The organism is Pseudoduganella dura (assembly GCF_009727155.1).
Taxonomy (GTDB): Bacteria; Pseudomonadota; Gammaproteobacteria; order Burkholderiales; family Burkholderiaceae_D; genus Rugamonas; species Rugamonas dura.
The window spans coordinates 3,176,095-3,193,586 of sequence record NZ_WNWM01000002.1 but is presented as its reverse complement, the minus strand read 5'-3'; the positions used below and the strand labels follow the sequence as shown (position 1 = coordinate 3,193,586).

Sequence of the window (17,492 nt, the reverse complement as noted above, 5' to 3'; positions counted from 1 at the left end):
TTAGCTGCCGGTGAAATTTCGCGTAAAACCTTTAAAGCGCTTGGCGCCATCTCTAGGCGTCCCCATCGAACGCTGACACGGGTAACCGAAGAGTGTGGCATGTCTTCGGTTGTAGGCGAGCAAGTACCACTGGCCCCCCAGCCGCAGTCAATACACCGGTCCACAAACAGACCGCCGTGTATCGAGCGTTCGATTAAATGTGAGAAAACAGGGCAACTAGTCGAGGTAGGCAATGCAGTAACCGTAGCGATGGGAATCATTGATGAACTCCGCTTCTGGCCGATTGCTGCCCTAGCGGTTACGACAGCTTCCGCCGCAAAGCAGTTGCTACGGATACTTAGCGTCTCCAGCCTTCGTTAGACCTCGAAATCTCGGTCTATTTCCAGTTCGTCATCACACCATGGCATCACCAGCGTCATCGCTTTTTCCTGCAAGGATAGAAAAGGAATCGTCCTTGGGGTGATATCCAAGCAACTTGCGGCTTCGTTCGATCGAAAGGCGTTTATAGCGATTGTCTGACACTCCGTTGACGATCGTGAATCCTGTCACGTCTGATTGCACGCTCACCATGAGTAGCTGCACAACATCGCGTACGCTGATATACGCTGCAACGTCGCGCGCACTGTGTTGCTCACCACGTGAAAAGTGCGCGACGTTTGCAATACGTACAGCAATTATCGAAAGGTCAGAGGTGTCAGAAATGTACGAACCAAGCGCTTCGCCAAACACTTTCGTCACGCCATACAAATTCTTTGGGCGCACAGGCATCGTTTCAGTCACCTGGACATCTTGAGGATATCCCTCGATAGTCTGAGCACTGCTTGCAAATACAACTCGGCGGCATCCCTGGGCCAGCGCTGCCTGAAAGATGTTATATGTGCCAACAACATTGGTCGGCAATAAAGTCGTCATGAAGTCACTGATATCTGGTGAGACTTCGGCCGCCAGATGGATTACCGTATCGATCCCTGCGCATGCTTGCATACACGCATTAAAGTCGGTTATATCCAGCTGCACGATGTCACGCGAATGCTGTTCAAGGCGCGAGACATCTTTATCCGCCAGACGCAGATCATAGTTTTGAAAGTGCATACGCACAAAAGCGGACCCTATACGACCAGCCGCTCCAGTGACCAGGACCTTTAGCGTCGGTTTTTCTTGGGTCATCGATTTCATTGCTCTCATATGTTTTTTTTCGCAAAATGCGTGTCGGCCTGCGCTAAGTCTGCTCGAATCATACTATGACTCGCGATTGTGGAAGGACCGCTTTTGGCCGATAGCGGAAGTTCTTTTAACATGTCCACCTTGGCCTTTTGTGTCGAACATTATAGTTTTGTGCTCGACTTTATTGTTCGTCCACACCTGCCTTTTGGCCGATACAGTGGCACGCGCAACAGGATTACCATGACGCGGCCATGCCATGCGCGGCAGGGCCATCACCGGAGAGGAAGACCGCCATGACCGATACCGACCATTCCAGGATTCCCGCCAGGCTGCCGATCGGCAGCGCGGATGGCGTCGATTTCGATGTCGTCGCGTGGGGGCCGTCGCAAGCCGACGTGGATTTCAGCGTCGCATGCATGTTCGAGCACGAACTCGGCGAGGCCGGCATGACGGGCGGGCTGCTGGGGCTGGACGAGGCGCTCGGCGGCCAGCTGGGCCGGCTACGGACGGCGGGCGCATTCCGCGCCCAGCCGATGGAAACGCTGCTGGTCACGCTGCCGCCACCGGGACTGGTGCCCCGCGCGGTACTGGTGATCGGGATGGGCAAGCCGGAGGTGCTCGATGGTGACCTGCTGCGGCGTGCCACGCGCGTGGCGATGCGCGAGGCGATCCGTTTCGGTGCCGGCACGATGGCCTTCGCGCCCAGCGTGCTCGACGCCGGCCACACGGATAACGCCGCGCTCGACATGCAGGAGGTGATGCTGGACGGGATGCTGGGCGCCTTGCGGGCCGAGCATATGCTGGCCGACGCGGGGCTGGCCAATGCACCGGCGCTGCGGCGATGCAGTTTCGATGTCGGGGCGCCACGCGCGGCGGCCGCCGCGCGGGCATTCACGGCGGCGTTCGAGCGCCGCCGGCAGGCTACCGGTTGATTGCCTAGCCGTTCACCGCTTCGAGCAGGTTATGCGCCTGCACATCCGCGTGATACGAGCTGCGCACCATGGCGCCCACGGCGGCGTGGCCGAAGCCCATCTTGTACGCTTCTTCCTCGAACATCTTGAACACGTCCGGGTGCACGTAGCGGCGCACCGGCAGGTGGCTGTTCGATGGCGCCAGGTACTGGCCGATGGTCAGCATGTCGATGTCGTGCTCGCGCATGTCGCGCATCACCTGCAGGATTTCCTCGTCGGTTTCGCCCAGGCCGACCATCAGGCCGGACTTGGTCTTCACGTTCGGGTACATCGCCTTGAAATCCTTCAGCAGCTTCAGCGAGTGCAGGTAGTCGGCGCCGGGGCGGGCTTCCTTGTACAGGCGGGGCACCGTTTCCAGGTTGTGGTTCATCACGTCCGGCAGGCCGTCGGCGAAGATGTTCAGCGCCTTTTCGAGGCGGCCGCGGAAGTCCGGCACCAGCACTTCGATCTGGGTCTTCGGCGACAGCGCCTTGGTCTTCGTGATGCACTCGACGAAGTGGCCGGCACCGCCGTCGCGCAGGTCGTCGCGGTCCACCGACGTGATCACCACGTACGACAGGCGCAGCTTGGCGATCGTGTTGGCCAGGTTGCCCGGCTCGTCGACGTCCAGCGGGTCCGGGCGGCCGTGGCCCACGTCACAGAACGGGCAACGGCGGGTGCACTTGTCGCCCATGATCATGAACGTGGCCGTGCCCTTGCCGAAGCATTCGCCGATGTTCGGGCAGGAGGCTTCCTCGCACACCGTCACCAGCTTGTTTTCACGCAGGATGTCCTTGATCTCGTAGAAGCGGCTGGAAGCCGAGGCCGCCTTCACGCGGATCCACTCCGGCTTCTTCAGGCGCTCGACCTGCTCGATCGGCACGATCTTGATCGGGATGCGCGACGTCTTGTTGGCGCCTTTCTGCTTTTCGCTCGGGTTATAAGCGGGGGCGACGGTCGTGGTTTCGGTGGTCATAGGGTTCTCTAGTTGATTCAGTCAGGCGGCGGCGGAGAGATCCGGTGGCGCGATGGATTGCGTCACTTCGAGCTGGCGCACCAGCTCGCTGGCCAGCGCCAGCTGCACGTCGGCCAGCGGCGCTTCGACACCCATCGACCGCATGTCGATGGTTTCCAGGCCGGCATAGCCGCAGGGGTTGATCCAGGTGAACGGGGCCAGGTCCATCGCGACGTTCAGCGAAACGCCATGGTAGGTGCAGCCGTTGCCCCGTACTTTCAATCCGAGCGCGGCGATTTTCGCGCCGCGCTTCGGGCCTTCGGCAATGTAGATGCCCGGCGCGCCTTCGACGCGTTCGCCGGCCACGCCGTAGGAGGCCAGCACGTCGATGATGGCCGCCTCGATCTTGTGCACGAACTGCCGGGCATACAGCTTGCCACCCGGCTTGTTGCGGCGCAGGTCCATCAGCAGGTAGATGACGACCTGGCCGGGGCCGTGGAACGTCACTTCGCCGCCGCGGTCGGTCTGCACCACGGGGATCCGCGCGGCGCCGCCCAGCAGGTGGCCACGGTCGGCGCCCAGGCCCAGCGTATAGACGGGCGGGTGCTCGACGATCCACAGCTCGTCGGCCGTGTCGGGCGTGCGCGCGTCCGTGAAGGCGCGCATCGCGGCGAAGGTCGGTTCGTAGTCGGCTTGACCGAGGTGGCGGATCACCGCCGGCTGGGGAAGCGTCAACATGTTCGGATCGTGGACATGGCAGGAATGCAGAGCTGGCTGCATGACAGGTGCTGCATGAAAGGTGCTTGCACAAGACAAAGCCCTGCCATTATACGCCGCGTGCCTTGCTCTTGCTCAAAGACCGGGCAGTTGCGTTGTTGCAATTACAAAACGATCTTGACCATCGGGTGGGCGGACAGCTCGGTGTACAGCGCATCGAGCTGTTCGCGGCTGGTGGCGCGCACCGTCACGGTCAGGCCCGTGTACTTGCCGCCGGACGAAGGGCGCGTTTCGACCTTGCCTTCATGGAAAGTCGGATCGTGTTTCGTGATGACTTCGATGACCGTCACGGTGAAGGCATCGTGCGTGGGACCCATCACCTTGATCGGGAAGTCGCTCGGGTATTCGATGAGGGACTCTTTCGGAGGGGTTGCGGCCATGGCTGTTCCAATCGGTGAACGGATAAAAATGAGCGGATGAGTAAACGGCCGGGGTTCGGATAAAACCGCGCGCCAGTCCGCTATTTTAGCGAAAGCCGCCAACCCTGGGGCGGCGCAAAAAAAAGGCCAGCCCTGGAGGCTGGCCGAAAACTATTCTGGGCTGAGGAAATACCGCGCACGGAATAGTTGGGACATCGGTACAGTCACGGGATGCGTTGCTGCGGACCATCGGGGCCTGTCGTGCGTGCTTTCCCGGCATTTCGACACTGTAGGCAGTGTAGGGACGGCTCGCTACAGGTTTGTGACAGGCTGCATGAAAACGCGGATGAACGAACAAAATTCCGGGCTGGGCCGCAAAAACGGGGCCCAGCCGTGGAATATTGCTCTGTTAGCGCTCGCGACCGCCGTCGCGATCCGGCCGGTCGGGCCGCCCGCCGCGCGGCTGGACGGCCGGCTGCGCAGCCGGCTGGGCCGCCGGTGCCGGCTGGGCCATCGGTGCCGGACGCGGCTGGGCCACCGGTTCCGGCCGCGGCTGTGGCGCCGGAGCGGGCGCCTGCTGCGGGGCGGACATGCGTTGCTGGGCGATGGCCTGCCGGCGGATTTCCATCTCCTGGCGCGCTTCGGCACGCTCCTGCATCATCTCGCGCTGCCGTTCCATGCGCTCGTTGCCGACGATCTCACGGGATGGCTGCACCTGCGGCCGCAGGACCGGCTGGGGCGCCGGCTGGGGTGCCGGGGCGGGCTGCGCCGCCATCGGCGCGGGCGCGGGCGCATTGAACACCGGCTGGCTGGCCGGACGCTCGATCTGCCGCTCCACGCGGGGCCGTTCGATCTGCCGCTCCACCCGCGGGCGCTCGTTGACGATCACGCCGGGGCCGCGCAACGGCGCCTCGTTGCGTTCACGCTGCATCCGTTCCGCAACACTGTCGATGTTGCGATCAGCCTGGAAGCGGTCGGCAACGCCATCGCGGTTGCGGTCGGGCGTGCCATCGGCGTTGCGGTCGGTCTGGATGACGCGGCTGGCAGCGGGATTGGCAATGCTGTCCCGGCTGCGGTCGCCCTGCAGGCGGTCCGGCATGCCGTCGCGGTTGCGATCGGTCTGTGGACGGTCGGCAATGCTTTCGCGGTCGCGGCCGCCCTGCAGGCGGTCCGGGGTGCCGTCATTGTCGCGGTCGGTTTGCAGCCGGTTGACCTGGGGCTGGTTCATTGGCAAGCCACCCGCCTGCGGCCGGTTGATCTGCGCCCGATCGGCAATGCCGTCGCGGTTGCGGTCGGTCTGGAGGCGGTCGGCGATGCCGTCCCGGTTGCGGTCCGGCGCGCGTGCGAAGCCCGGCACCACCGGCGCGGCGGACGGCAGGCTGCCGGGATTGGCCGCCACGCTCGCGCGCGGCAGGTTGTTCACCCGCACGCTGCGGCGCCCTTCGAACTGGTCGCGCGGCACGATCGTCACGCCCTCGCGGCGCACCTGCACGCTCTTCCACCGTTCGTTGCCGCCGCGGTATTGCCAGCCCAGCCGCCGTTCGTGATCCGGCGATACCTGGTAATGCGGCACGTAGCGGTCGCGCGGCGTCAGCGGATACCAGCCCAGGCCCGGGCGATGGCGCCGGTCGTTGAACGCCACGGACCAGCCGGCGCCGCCCACCCAGCCCACCAGCGCCGGCGCCCAGACCGGCCGGCCGACGATGCGGCCCGGCGCCCAGCACCAGCGGCGGTCGACCATCACCCAGCGGCCGTAATGGAAGGGCGCATAGCCCCACGGCGCGTTGTCGACCCAGGTCCAGCCCCACGGCGCCACCCAGGCCCAGCGGCCATCGCTGTACGGCGACCAGCCGGAGGAAACCGAGCGGGGCGCCCACAGCGGGCCGTATTCGTCGTTGACCGTCCAGCTGCCGTACTGGTCCAGCTCTTCGTAGCCGGTCACGTAATTCGGGATGTAGCGGGTGGCGATCGCGGCATCGTCGCGGCGGTCGCGCGCGAACGCCCACGAATCGAACGAATCCTGCAGTGCCTGCCCGGTGCGGACATCGTCGCCGCGGATCTCGGCGCGCTTGCCGGTGCGCAGCGTCAGCGCCGTGCCGGCCGCTTCCAGGCGGGCGATCCCCATCAGCACGGCGACCGTGGTGGTATCGGGCTCGCGGCCGGTATCGACACGCACGGTGCCGGGTTCCGTCAGCAGCACCCGGCCGTGCGGCGTGGCCAGCTCGAAGCCGGACAACGCCTGCGGATCGCGCACGCGCACGCTGGCGGCGCCGTGCTCCAGGCGCAGGCGCATCACGTCTTCATCCAGTTCCTCGATGTCGAGCGCGCTGTCGCCGTCGAGGCGCACGGCCACCGGGCCCACACGGAATTCCGTGCGCGCCCCCCTGGCCGTGGTGATTCGGTCGCCGCCCTTGACTGGCCAGTTCAGCAGGGAGCCGGTCTCGTCGCCGTCATCGGTCTGCACCGTGACCTGGCCTTCGGCCGCGGAAATCCGGCCGACCAGCGTGGGCGGATCGGCGGCCAGCGCCAGCGACGAAACGGCCACGAAGGCCGCCAGCAGTACAAAGTGCAGGAATTTGCGGGACATCGGTATCTCCGGAATCGTTATGTGCTTCGGCTACCTCTGTAGTCAAGCTCTCATATAACGTCCGAATAAGGCCGGGGAAGACGTCCGTTACAAATATTTTCGAATCAAGGGTCAGGCGTTACGTTTGACGAAGAACAGCGCCGCGCCCACCGCCATCAGCAGGCCGCCGAAGATGCGGTTCTGCACGCGCATTGCCCGCGGGTCGCGGAAGTAGCCCTGCATCGTCGACGCCAGGAAGGCGTAGCCATGCATGACTGTCATGTCGATCGTCACCATCGTCGCGGCCAGAATCAGCAGCTGGGGCAGCACCGGTTCGCCCTGGGTAATGAACTGCGGCAGCACCGCCACCATGAAGATGATGCCTTTCGGGTTGGTGGCGTTGGTGAAGAATCCCGTCATGATGCGGCGCTTCACCGAGGGCAGCGCGGCGCGTGACGCCACCCCGACCTCCGTGCCTTGCGTGACCCGGGCGCGCCATTGCGCCAGCCCCAGCCAGATCAGGTACATCGCCCCCACCGTCTTGACGATGTTGAATGCCACTTCGGAAGCCAGCAGCAGCGAACCGACGCCCGCCCCGGCGATGAACAGCACCAGCAGCAGGCCCAGCTGCAACCCCATTACCGTGGCGCTGGCTTTTTTCACGCCATACGACAGCCCGTGCGACATCGACAACACGGCGCCGGAGCCGGGAGACAGTGCGATGATGACCGCGGAAATGGCGAATCCCAGCCAGGTGGCGAAGCTCATGAAAACATCCTGTGCAAATAAGCCGATTGTAGCGCGCCGGCGTGCGGGAAGCGGTGAGGTAAGATTGCCGCATTATTACTATTGAGAGAATTCCCGATGGCCGGAACCAGCCTGCTTGCACTGATCGACGATATTGCCACCATCCTTGACGACGTTGCCGCGATGAGCAAGGTCGCCGCCAAGAAAACCGCCGGCGTGCTGGGCGACGACCTGGCGCTGAACGCGCAGCAGGTAGCGGGCGTGAAAGCGGATCGCGAATTGCCCGTGGTGTGGGCGGTGGCTGTCGGCTCGATGAAAAACAAGGCCATCCTGGTGCCCGCCGCGCTGGCGATCAGCGCGTTCGCGCCATGGGCCGTCACCCCGCTGCTGATGATCGGCGGCGCCTACCTGTGCTTCGAGGGCTTCGAAAAACTGGCTCACAAGTTCCTGCACAGCAAGGAAGAAGACGAGGCGCACCATGCCGAGCTGGCCTCGGCGGTCGCCAACCCGGAAATCGACCTGGTGGCGCTGGAGAAGGAAAAGATCAAGGGCGCGGTGCGCACCGACTTCATCCTGTCCGCCGAGATCATCGTCATCGCGCTGGGTACCGTGGCCGGCGTGCCGTTCAGCCAGCAGGTGGCGGTGCTGGTGGCCATCGCGCTGGCGATGACGGTCGGCGTGTACGGCCTGGTGGCGGCCATCGTGAAGATGGACGATGCCGGCCTGTACCTGACGCAGCGCACCGGCGGCGGCATGGCCGTGCCCCGCGCCATCGGCCGCCTGCTGCTGGCCGCCGCGCCAAAGCTGATGAAACTGCTGTCGGTGCTCGGTACCGTGGCGATGTTCATGGTGGGCGGCAGCATCATCACGCACGGCGCGCCGTTCCTGCACCACACGATCGAGCAGGCGGCGGCATCGGCCGGCCCGATCCTGGGCGCGATCACCACGCACGCGGCCGATATCGTGGTCGGCGTCATCACCGGCGCGATCGTGCTGGCTGGCGTGATGCTTGTCAGCAAGCTGCTGCGCGGCCTCAAGCGCAAGACCACGTAGTTCTGGTCTGATCCGTGGGCGGCGGTGCGGTCGCGCCGCCGTCCATTGTCACCATCACCAAGGAGCTTTCATGGCAATCGCTCAACGTCCCACTTCCGCCTTCGTCGGCGCATCCTGGCTGGCGCTGCTGGTCGGGGTGATCACTTACCTCGTCGGCCTGTGGAACGCGTCGATGCAGCTCAACGAGAAGGGGTATTACTTCACGCTGCTGCTGTATGGCCTGTTCGCCGCCGTGTCGCTGCAAAAATCCGTGCGCGACCGGATGGAAGGCATCCGCGTCACGTCGCTGTATTTCGGCTTGTGCTGGGTATCGGTGCTGGCCGCGCTGGTGCTGCTGGGCGTGGGCTTGTGGAACGCCACGCTGGCACCGAGCGAGAAGGGGTTTTATGCGATGTCGTTCGCGCTGAGCCTGTTCGCGGCGGTCGCCGTGCAAAAGAACGTGCGCGACAGTGCCGATCTGGCCGAACCTTCGGGCGATACCCTTTGACGCAACACTGCTTCATCTAACGCAACACCGCTTTATCGAAACAGCCTCCTGCTTCCGGGTATTGCCCGGAAACAGGAGGCTGTTTTTTCATGGCTGGCCGATTTTTGATCTACATCAAGGTTTTGAAGTGTTGCCGTACCTAAACTGGAAACCGTGGCGAAATTGCTGCGAAGAAATACAAAGGATCATGCAAAAGGTCCATGTAAAAATCATTTCCAGGCCCAGGAGTTACCCCAGATGCGCAAGAATTTGCCCGTCACGAACCGCGAAGTCGAACTCGACGACAACCACGCGATCGTGTCGAAAACCGACCTCGATGGCAACATCGTCTACGTCAACCCGTATTTCATCCAGGTCAGTGGGTTCGCCGAAGCGGAGCTGATCGGCGCGCCGCAAAACATCGTGCGCCACCCGGACATGCCGGCCGAGGCGTTCGCCGACCTGTGGGCGTCGATCCGCTCCGGCATGCCGTGGACCGGCATCGTCAAGAACCGCTGCCGGAACGGCGATTATTACTGGGTCAAGGCCAACATCACGCCGATCCGCGAACAGGGCCGCACGATCGGCTACATGTCGGTGCGCACCCGCGCCACCCGCGAACAGATCGCCGAGGCATCCGCCGCCTATGCCGCGCTGCGGACCGGCACGCGCGAGCTGCACATCCGCAACGGCCAGGTCGTGCGCCACGGCCTGCCGCACCTGCTGGCGCGCCTGTCGCATGTATCGCTCGGCATGCGCATCTGGCTGTCCACCAGCGTGGTCAACGTGCTGCTGCTGGGCGTCTGCATGGCCAGCCTGCTGGCCGACGAAGCCGGCAGCGGCGTGCGCTACGGCATCGTTGCCGCCACGCTCGCGGGCCTGCTGATCAACGTCTTCCTGTGGCATACGCTGCGCACCGGCATGCTGCAGCCGCTGGCCCGCGCGCTCGACGGCGCCCGCTCGATCGCCGCCGGCGACCTGTCCGGTTCGTTCGACACGCGCAGCACCGATGAGGTCGGCCAGCTGCTGCGCGCGCTGCAGCAGATGAACAGCAACCTGATCGCCACGATCCGCGACGTGCGCGTCAATGTCGAAACGATGGCCGTGGCCACGCGCCAGATCGCCGCCGGCAACGCGGACCTGTCCGGCCGCACCGAAGCGCAGGCCGCCAGCCTGGAAGAAACGGCGTCGTCGATCGACGAATTCTCGTCCACCGTGAAAGCCAATGCCGACAACTCGCGGCAGGCCAGCACGCTGGCGGTGGCCGCGTCGCAGGTGGCGGAAGAGGGCGGCGTCATCGTCGCCGAGGTGATCGCCACGATGGACGAGATCAACGCGTCGTCGAAGCAGATCGTCGACATCATCGGCCTGATCGAAGGCATCGCCTTCCAGACCAATATCCTGGCGCTGAACGCCGCCGTGGAAGCGGCGCGTGCCGGCGAACAGGGCCGCGGCTTCGCCGTGGTGGCGGGCGAAGTGCGCAACCTGGCGCAGCGCTCGTCGCTGGCGGCGAAGGACATCAAGCAGCTGATCGACGTGTCGGTGCGCAAGGTGGGCACCGGCATGGAGCGCGCCCACCGCGCCGGCGCCACGATGGGCCAGGTCGTCGCTTCGGTCCAGCAGGTGACCGCGATCATGCAGGAGATCTCGACCGCCTCGCACGAGCAGAGCCTGGGCGTTGACCAGGTCAACAGCGCCATCGCCCACATGGATGAAGTGACGCAGCGGAACGCCGCGCTGGTCGAGGAAGCGGCCGCCGCCGCCGGCAGCCTCGCCGACGAAGCGCACGGCCTCACGCAGGCCGTGAGCCTGTTCAAGTTCGGCAAGGCGGTCAACACGCGGAAGGGCCCCGGCCGCACTCCCGCGCGCAACGTGCAGCGCCTGGCCGCCTGACCTTACGGGAAAACATCATGAACACCATGCCGTCCGTGCAGTTCGATGGGGACATCATCGGCAAGCTGTCGATGTCCGGCCCGCGCTACACTTCCTATCCCACCGCCGACCGCTTCACGCCCGCTTTCGGCTACGGCGATTTCCTCGAAGCGCTGGCCGGACTGACGCTGCGCGGCGGCCGCCGGCCACTGTCGCTGTACCTGCACGTGCCGTTCTGCGACCGGCTGTGCTACTACTGCGCCTGCAACAAGATCGTCACGAAGGACCGTTCGAAGGCGGCCACCTATCTCGGCTACCTGAAGCAGGAAACGGCCATGCAGGGCAAGCTGTTCGCCGGCATGAACCGCGTGGAGCAGCTGCACTTCGGCGGCGGCACGCCCACGTATTTCTCCGACCGGCAGATGGCGGAGCTGATGGCGCACCTGCGCCGCCACTTCGAGTTCGCGCCGGACCACGAGGGCGAATACTCGATCGAGATCGATCCGCGCACGGTCGATCCGCAACGCATGCGGTCGCTGCGCAGCCAGGGCTTCAACCGCGCCAGCCTGGGCGTGCAGGATTTCGATCCGGACGTGCAAAAGGCCGTCAACCGCATCCAGCCCTACGGCGAGACGATGGCGGTGATGAACGCCGCCCGCGATGCCGGCTTCCGCTCGATCGGCGTGGACCTGATCTACGGCCTGCCGAAGCAGTCGATGCAGACCATGGAGGCCACGCTGTCGAAGGTCATCCTGGCAAACCCGGACCGCATCGCGCTGTACAACTACGCGCACATGCCGCACCTGTTCAAGCCGCAGCGCAGGATCGCCGACGACGACCTGCCCGCGCCGGCCGCCAGGCTCGACATGCTGGCCCTGTGCATCAGCCGCCTGGCCGCCGCCGGCTACCTCTACATCGGCATGGACCATTTCGCCAAGCCGGAAGACGATCTCGCCGTGGCCCAGCGCCATGGCCGCCTGCACCGCAATTTCCAGGGCTATTCGACCCATGCGGAGATGGACCTGGTGGCCTGCGGCGTCTCGGCCATCAGCGCCGTCAACGGCACCTACAGCCAGAACGAAAAGACGCTGGACGGCTACTACGCCCGGCTCGATGCCGGCAAGCTGCCGATCGCGCGCGGCCACCGCCTCGACAGCGACGACCTGCTGCGGCGCCTCGTGATCGGGCGGCTGATGTGCAATTTCGAATTGTCGGTGGCCTCCGTCGCGCAGGGCATGGCGGTGCCGTTCCGCGAGTATTTCGCGCCCGAGCTGCGGGAGCTGCAGGGTTTCGTGGCGGACGGCCTCGTGACGTTCGAGGATGACTGGATCTCGGTCACGCCGAAGGGCCGCCTGCTGATCCGGAACATCTGCATGGTGTTCGACCGTCATCTGCGCCAGGCACGGCTGCAGGCCCCGGCCGCACCGGCGGCCATGCAACCGCTGCGCTACTCGCGCACCATCTGAACGATGAATCCGGAAAGACCGCCATGGACGGTTTGAACCTGCTGCCCGTGTTCGCCGTGGGCCTGGCCGGCAGCGTGCACTGCGTCGGCATGTGCGGCGGTATCGCCGGTGCGCTGAGCGGCGTGCCGGCTGCGGCCGCGCCGCGGCGCACGATTCCGATCGCTCAGGCCACGCCGACGCCGGCGGCGGGCACCGCGTCCGGCGGCGCGATGCGCGCGTGGACGGCCATGTTGCCGCGGCAGTTGCCACATCTGGCAATCCATAACGCCGGCCGCATCGGCAGCTACATGCTGGCCGGCGCGCTGGCCGGCGGACTGGCGGACGGTGCCGGCACGCTGGCGCTCGCATCGCACTGGCAAGGCGTGGCGTACCTGCTGGCCAATACGATGCTGGTCGCACTGGGCCTGTACCTGATGGATGCCTGGCATGGCCTCGCGCGCGTGGAAGCGGCCGGCAACCTGCTGTGGCGCCGGCTGCTGCCGGCCATGCGCTACCTGCTGCCGGCCGATTCGCCGGCGAAGTCGTTCGCACTGGGTGCGCTGTGGGGCTGGGTACCGTGCGGCATGGTGTACAGCGTGCTGCTGGCGGCGCTGCTGTCCGGCTCCGCGGCCGGCGGCGCGGCGACCATGCTGGCCTTCGGCGCGGGCACGCTGCCGATGCTGCTGGCGCTCGGCGTGGCCGGGGCACGGCTGCGCCAGGCGATGCAGCGGCCGGCGGTGCGTGCCGGTTGCGGCGTGCTGGTACTGTGCTTCGGCGTGCTGGGCCTGGTTCGCCACGCATCCGGCCTGTCGCACGGCTGGCTCGATGCGCTGTGCCTGGCGGTGCCGCCATGAGCGCCGTGCCGAAACCGCAGTGTTTCCATTGCGGGCTGCCCGTACCCGACGGCTTCGCATGGCACGTGACGATCGGCGGCGCGCCGCGCGACCTGTGCTGCCCCGGCTGCGCGGCCGTGGCGCAAACGATCGTCGACATCGGCCAGGAAAGCTACTACACCGGACGTACCGGTTTCGCCGCCACGGCGGACGATGCGGACCTCGTGCCGCCCGAACTGCGGCTGTACGACGCCGACCCGCGTTTCATCGGAGACGGTAGCGAGAAGGAAGCGGTGCTGCTGGTCGAGGACATCCGCTGCGCGGCATGCGTGTGGCTGATCGAGCGGCGCCTGCTCGCGTTGCCCGGCGTTGCCATCGCCAGCCTGAACGTCGCGACCGAGCGGCTGACGGTGCGCTGGCATTCCGGCGATGTGCAGATCTCCGCCATCCTGCAGGCAATGCGCACGATCGGCTACACCGCCTGGCCATACGACGCCGCGCGTCACGAGGAACAGTTGAGCAAGGCCGGCCGCACGCTGGGCCGCCAGCTGTTCGTGGCCGGCCTGTCGATGATGCAGGTGATGATGTATGTCGCCCCCGCCTACCTGGCCGGCGACGGCACGCTCGATGCGGACATGGCCGCGCTGATGCGCTGGGCGAGCCTGCTGCTGACGATTCCCGCCGTGGTCTATTCCGCCCAGCCGTTCTTCAGGGGCGCATGGACGAGCCTGCGCGCCCGCGCACCCGGCATGGATGTGCCGGTGGCGCTCGGCATCGCCGCGGCATTCGGCGGCAGCGTGGCGGCCACGGTACGCGGCAGCGGCGACGTGTACTTCGATTCCGTGACGATGTTCGTGTTCCTGCTGCTGGCAAGCCGCTGGCTGGAACTGCATGCGCGGCGCAAGGCGGCCGGCGCGCTGGAGCGGATGCGCCATGCCTTGCCCGCTTCGGCCACGCGCTTCCCCAACTGGCCGGCCAGCGGCAAGACCGCCGTCGTCAGTGCCGCCACGCTGGTGCCGGGCGACCACGTGTTCGTGCGCACCGGCGAAGCGTTCGCGGCCGATGGCGTCATTGCCGAGGGTCGCACGTGCATCGACCTGGCCTTGCTGACCGGCGAATCGGCACCGCAGCCGCGCGGACCGGGCGAACCGGTGCCGGGCGGCGCGGTCAACGCCGGCCCCGCCGTCGTGCTGCGCGTGGCGAAACCGGTGGCGGAGAGCACGCTGTCCGGCCTGCTGAAACTTGTCGAGGCGGCAGGCAGTGCAAAACCCCGCATCGCGCAATGGGCCGACCGCGTTGCCTCGCGTTTCACGGTGGCGCTGCTGCTGTTCGCCTTGCTGGCGTTCGCCGCGTGGCATGTCGTCGACCCGGCCCGTGCATGGCCGGTGGCGATCGCGGTGCTGGTCGTGTCGTGCCCGTGCGCGCTGTCGCTGGCCACGCCGTCGGCACTGGCCGCGGCCACCGATGCGCTGTTGGGCAGGGGCGTGCTGGTGATGCAGCCGCACGTGCTGGAGACGCTGCACCGCGCCACGCACGTGGTGTTCGACAAGACCGGCACGCTGACCGCCGGGCGCCCCACGGTGCAGTCGGTGCAGGTGCATGGCGAAGCCCACCGCGAAGCCTGCATCGCCATCGCCGCGGCACTCGAGCATGGCAGCCTGCATCCGCTGGGCCGTGCGATCGCGGCGCTGAACGAGGAACAGCCGCAGCTGCACGGCTGGCATGCGGCGGACGTGTCGGAACATGCCGGACAGGGGCTCGAAGGCACGGTGCAGGGACGGTGCTACCGCCTCGGCAACGCCGCGTTCGTCGCCGGCCTGGCGGGCACCGACGCGCCGCCCGCGCTGCCCGACGGCACGGCCGTTTATCTCGGCACCGCAGGCCGGTGGCTGGCGTGCTTCACCGTCACCGATGCGCTGCGCCCCGATGCGCAGGCAACGGTCGACCACTTCCGCGCGCTGGGCAAACAGGTGCTGCTGCTGTCCGGCGACCGGCAGGTGCTGGCCGACGCGGTGGCCGCGCAACTCGGCATCGTCAAGGCGATCGGCGACTGCCTGCCGGCACGCAAGCTCGAATACGTGCAGCGGCTGCAGCAGAAGGGCGCCATCGTCGCCATGGTCGGCGACGGCATCAACGACGCGGCGGTTCTGTCCGCCGCCGACGTGTCGTTCGCGATGGGCACCGGCGCCGCGCTGGCGCAGGTGCACGCGGACACGGTACTGCTGCACGGCCGGCTCGCCCTCGTGGCCGACGCCGCCATCGCCGCGGGCGCGACGATGCGCGTGATCCGGCAGAATCTCGCCTGGGCCACCGTGTACAACGCGGTCGCGATCCCCGCCGCCGCCTTCGGGCTGCTGGGCCCGATGCTCTCCGGCGCCGGCATGGCCGCCAGCTCCGCGCTGGTGATCCTCAACGCGCTGCGGCTGCGCCGGCACTAGGCACGGCGATGGAATCCCTTTACCTGCTGGTCCCGCTCAGCGTCGCGCTCGTGTTCGGCGCGCTGTGGCTGTTCTTCAAGGCCGCCGACGACGGCCAGTTCGACGACCTCGAAGGCCCCGCCCTGCGCATCCTGCAGGACGACGACTGAACCACCTCGCCCCAACGACTGCTGAGCTGGTCGCAAAACGACACCGGGCAACACCGGGGGCGCGGCAGGGATTTCGCGGAGCATGCTCCGCGCCTGCCAAGCGGTGATGGCATGCATGCCATTACTCCTTCCAGTCCCCGATTTTTGGCAACTGTTCCACCGCGCCGTTTGGCGGTCGGGGAGACCCTGCAACGCTGGATAGTGCGTTTGGTCAATTTTGACTTAGGTCAAAGTTTTTAAGACCTCCGCTGCGTAACCTCTCGGGCATATCAAGACCACTACCCGGGGGTGTTCAATTGGAACAAAACTATAACGACAAGGTCGTGAAGCAGTTCGCGATCGCGACGGTGGTGTGGGGCGTCGTCGGCATGCTGGTGGGTGTGATCATCGCCGCGCAGCTGGCCTGGCCCGCGCTGAATTTCGATGTGCCGTGGCTGACGTATGGCCGCCTGCGTCCGCTGCACACGAACGGCGTGATCTTCGCGTTCGGTATCTCGGGCCTGTTCGCCACGTCGTACTACGTGGTGCAGCGTACCTGCCAGGTGCGGCTGTTCTCCGACCGGCTGGCCGCGTTCACGTTCTGGGGCTGGCAGGCGGTGATCGTCTCGGCCGTGGTCACGCTGCCGATGGGTCTCACCCGCGGCAAGGAATACGCGGAACTGGAATGGCCGATCGCGATCCTCATCGCGGTGGTGTGGGTCGCCTACGCCGTGGTGTTCTTCGGCACCATCGTCAAGCGGAAAGTCAGGCACATCTACGTGGCCAACTGGTTCTTCGGCGGCTACATCCTGGCCGTCACGCTGCTGCACGTGGTGAACGGCATGGCGATGCCGGCATCGCCGACGAAATCGTATTCGATGTACACCGGCGTGCAGGACGCGATGATCCAGTGGTGGTACGGCCATAACGCGGTGGGTTTCATCCTCACCGCCGGCTACCTGGGCATGGTGTACTACTTCATCCCGAAGCAGGCCGGTCGCCCGGTGTACTCGTACCGCCTGTCGATCGTGCACTTCTGGGCGCTGATCTTCACCTACATGTGGGCCGGCCCGCACCACCTGCACTACACCGCGCTGCCCGACTGGACCCAGTCGCTTGGCATGGTGTTCTCGCTGATCCTGCTGGCGCCTTCATGGGGCGGCATGATCAACGGGATCATGACGCTGGCCGGCGCGTGGCACAAGCTGCGCACCGACCCGATCCTGAAGTTCATGATCGTCTCGCTGTCGTTCTATGGCATGGCGACGTTCGAGGGCCCGATGATGTCGATCAAGACGATCAACGCGCTGTCGCACTACACGGACTGGGGCATCGCCCACGTGCACGGCGGCGCGCTGGGCTGGGTGGGCTTCATCACGATGGGTTCGATCTACTACCTGCTGCCACGCCTGGCGGGCCGCACGAGGATGTACAGCACGCAGCTGGTCGACCTGCACTTCTGGGTGGCCACCATCGGCGTGGTGCTGTACATCGCGGCGATGTGGATCGCCGGCGTGATGCAGGGCCTGATGTGGCGCGCCGTGAACCCGGACGGCACGCTGACCTACACCTTCGTCGAAAGCGTGAAGGCCACCTATCCGTACTACGTGGTGCGCTTCGCCGGCGGCACGCTGTACCTGGGCGGCATGGCGATCATGGCGTTCAACACCTGGATGACCCTGCGCGGCCGCGACGTGCCGGTGGCTGCCATCCCGCAATTGCGGGCCGCCTGAGGAGGA

Annotated in this window: 15 protein-coding genes; 9 read left to right on the top strand and 6 right to left on the bottom strand. The window is 65.9% G+C overall.

Going from position 1 to position 17,492, the window contains the following annotated elements:
• Positions 1–393: 393 nt before the first annotated feature.
• On the bottom strand, positions 394–1,176 hold the full coding sequence (locus GJV26_RS13985) for an NAD-dependent epimerase/dehydratase family protein (RefSeq protein WP_155709337.1): 783 nt from the start codon (positions 1,174–1,176) through the stop codon (positions 394–396).
• A 281-nt stretch (positions 1,177–1,457) separates the two neighbouring features.
• Here GJV26_RS13985 and GJV26_RS13980 point away from each other — a divergent pair, with 281 nt between their 5' ends.
• Complete coding sequence (locus GJV26_RS13980; RefSeq protein WP_173346206.1) at positions 1,458–2,096, top strand: M17 family peptidase N-terminal domain-containing protein; 639 nt, start codon at positions 1,458–1,460, stop codon at positions 2,094–2,096.
• Positions 2,097–2,100: 4 nt separating this feature from the next.
• On the opposite strand, the gene lipA is transcribed toward GJV26_RS13980, so the two are convergent.
• The 5 genes from lipA to GJV26_RS13955 all read right to left on the bottom strand — a co-directional run bounded on the left by lipA (position 2,101) and on the right by GJV26_RS13955 (position 7,539).
• On the bottom strand, positions 2,101–3,090 hold the full coding sequence (lipA, locus tag GJV26_RS13975; RefSeq protein ID WP_155709335.1) for a lipoyl synthase: 990 nt from the start codon (positions 3,088–3,090) through the stop codon (positions 2,101–2,103).
• Between the two features lie 21 nt (positions 3,091–3,111).
• Complete coding sequence (gene lipB / locus GJV26_RS13970) at positions 3,112–3,807, bottom strand: lipoyl(octanoyl) transferase LipB (RefSeq protein WP_155709334.1); 696 nt, start codon at positions 3,805–3,807, stop codon at positions 3,112–3,114.
• A 143-nt stretch (positions 3,808–3,950) separates the two neighbouring features.
• Positions 3,951–4,226 (bottom strand): HP0495 family protein, encoded by a 276-nt coding sequence (locus GJV26_RS13965; protein WP_155709333.1) that lies wholly within the window; start codon positions 4,224–4,226, stop codon positions 3,951–3,953.
• Between the two features lie 388 nt (positions 4,227–4,614).
• Complete coding sequence (locus tag GJV26_RS13960; RefSeq protein ID WP_155709332.1) at positions 4,615–6,792, bottom strand: DUF6600 domain-containing protein; 2,178 nt, start codon at positions 6,790–6,792, stop codon at positions 4,615–4,617.
• 111 nt (positions 6,793–6,903) lie between these two features.
• Entirely contained in the window at positions 6,904–7,539 is a 636-nt protein-coding gene (locus tag GJV26_RS13955) for a LysE family transporter (RefSeq protein ID WP_155709331.1), read from the bottom strand.
• Positions 7,540–7,635: 96 nt separating this feature from the next.
• Here GJV26_RS13955 and GJV26_RS13950 point away from each other — a divergent pair, with 96 nt between their 5' ends.
• The 8 genes from GJV26_RS13950 (at position 7,636) to ccoN (ending at position 17,486) form a co-directional block, all read left to right on the top strand.
• Positions 7,636–8,571 (top strand): DUF808 domain-containing protein, encoded by a 936-nt coding sequence (locus GJV26_RS13950; protein ID WP_155709330.1) that lies wholly within the window; start codon positions 7,636–7,638, stop codon positions 8,569–8,571.
• Between the two features lie 70 nt (positions 8,572–8,641).
• Positions 8,642–9,058 carry an inner membrane protein YiaA gene (yiaA, locus tag GJV26_RS13945; RefSeq protein ID WP_155709329.1) on the top strand — a complete coding sequence of 139 codons (417 nt, stop codon included), beginning with the start codon at positions 8,642–8,644 and terminating at the stop codon, positions 9,056–9,058.
• A gap of 237 nt (positions 9,059–9,295) precedes the next feature.
• The gene (locus GJV26_RS13940; RefSeq protein ID WP_155709328.1) at positions 9,296–10,930 is read left to right on the top strand and encodes a methyl-accepting chemotaxis protein; all 1,635 of its coding nucleotides are present in this window, start codon (positions 9,296–9,298) and stop codon (positions 10,928–10,930) included.
• 17 nt (positions 10,931–10,947) lie between these two features.
• Positions 10,948–12,375, top strand: coding sequence for an oxygen-independent coproporphyrinogen III oxidase (gene hemN / locus GJV26_RS13935; RefSeq protein WP_155709327.1), 1,428 nt, complete (start codon positions 10,948–10,950; stop codon positions 12,373–12,375).
• Between the two features lie 23 nt (positions 12,376–12,398).
• Positions 12,399–13,208: a sulfite exporter TauE/SafE family protein gene (locus GJV26_RS13930; RefSeq protein WP_155709326.1), complete on the top strand. Its 810-nt coding sequence runs from the start codon at positions 12,399–12,401 to the stop codon at positions 13,206–13,208.
• The gene (locus tag GJV26_RS13925) at positions 13,205–15,625 is read left to right on the top strand and encodes a heavy metal translocating P-type ATPase (RefSeq protein ID WP_155709325.1); all 2,421 of its coding nucleotides are present in this window, start codon (positions 13,205–13,207) and stop codon (positions 15,623–15,625) included. Before GJV26_RS13930 ends, GJV26_RS13925 begins: the two co-directional genes overlap by 4 nt.
• Positions 15,626–15,633: 8 nt before the next feature.
• Positions 15,634–15,774 carry a cbb3-type cytochrome oxidase assembly protein CcoS gene (gene ccoS, locus GJV26_RS13920; RefSeq protein WP_155709324.1) on the top strand — a complete coding sequence of 47 codons (141 nt, stop codon included), beginning with the start codon at positions 15,634–15,636 and terminating at the stop codon, positions 15,772–15,774.
• 296 nt (positions 15,775–16,070) lie between these two features.
• Positions 16,071–17,486, top strand: a complete 1,416-nt coding sequence (gene ccoN / locus GJV26_RS13915) for a cytochrome-c oxidase, cbb3-type subunit I (RefSeq protein WP_173346205.1) — start codon at positions 16,071–16,073, stop codon at positions 17,484–17,486.
• The last annotated feature ends 6 nt before the right edge of the window (positions 17,487–17,492 follow it).

Bases quoted from the DNA above. Each gene is read 5' to 3' on its own strand.
- lipA (WP_155709335.1), bottom strand. From the start codon at position 3,090: ATGACCACCGAAACCACGACCGTCGCCCCCGCTTATAACCCGAGCGAA.
- GJV26_RS13950 (WP_155709330.1), top strand. From the start codon at position 7,636: ATGGCCGGAACCAGCCTGCTTGCACTGATCGACGATATTGCCACCATC.
- GJV26_RS13930 (WP_155709326.1), top strand. From the start codon at position 12,399: ATGGACGGTTTGAACCTGCTGCCCGTGTTCGCCGTGGGCCTGGCCGGC.
- hemN (WP_155709327.1), top strand. From the start codon at position 10,948: ATGAACACCATGCCGTCCGTGCAGTTCGATGGGGACATCATCGGCAAG.
- GJV26_RS13965 (WP_155709333.1), bottom strand. From the start codon at position 4,226: ATGGCCGCAACCCCTCCGAAAGAGTCCCTCATCGAATACCCGAGCGAC.
- GJV26_RS13985 (WP_155709337.1), bottom strand. From the start codon at position 1,176: ATGAAATCGATGACCCAAGAAAAACCGACGCTAAAGGTCCTGGTCACT.
- yiaA (WP_155709329.1), top strand. From the start codon at position 8,642: ATGGCAATCGCTCAACGTCCCACTTCCGCCTTCGTCGGCGCATCCTGG.
- GJV26_RS13980 (WP_173346206.1), top strand. From the start codon at position 1,458: ATGACCGATACCGACCATTCCAGGATTCCCGCCAGGCTGCCGATCGGC.
- GJV26_RS13925 (WP_155709325.1), top strand. From the start codon at position 13,205: ATGAGCGCCGTGCCGAAACCGCAGTGTTTCCATTGCGGGCTGCCCGTA.
- lipB (WP_155709334.1), bottom strand. From the start codon at position 3,807: ATGTTGACGCTTCCCCAGCCGGCGGTGATCCGCCACCTCGGTCAAGCC.
- ccoS (WP_155709324.1), top strand. From the start codon at position 15,634: ATGGAATCCCTTTACCTGCTGGTCCCGCTCAGCGTCGCGCTCGTGTTC.
- GJV26_RS13960 (WP_155709332.1), bottom strand. From the start codon at position 6,792: ATGTCCCGCAAATTCCTGCACTTTGTACTGCTGGCGGCCTTCGTGGCC.
- GJV26_RS13940 (WP_155709328.1), top strand. From the start codon at position 9,296: ATGCGCAAGAATTTGCCCGTCACGAACCGCGAAGTCGAACTCGACGAC.
- GJV26_RS13955 (WP_155709331.1), bottom strand. From the start codon at position 7,539: ATGAGCTTCGCCACCTGGCTGGGATTCGCCATTTCCGCGGTCATCATC.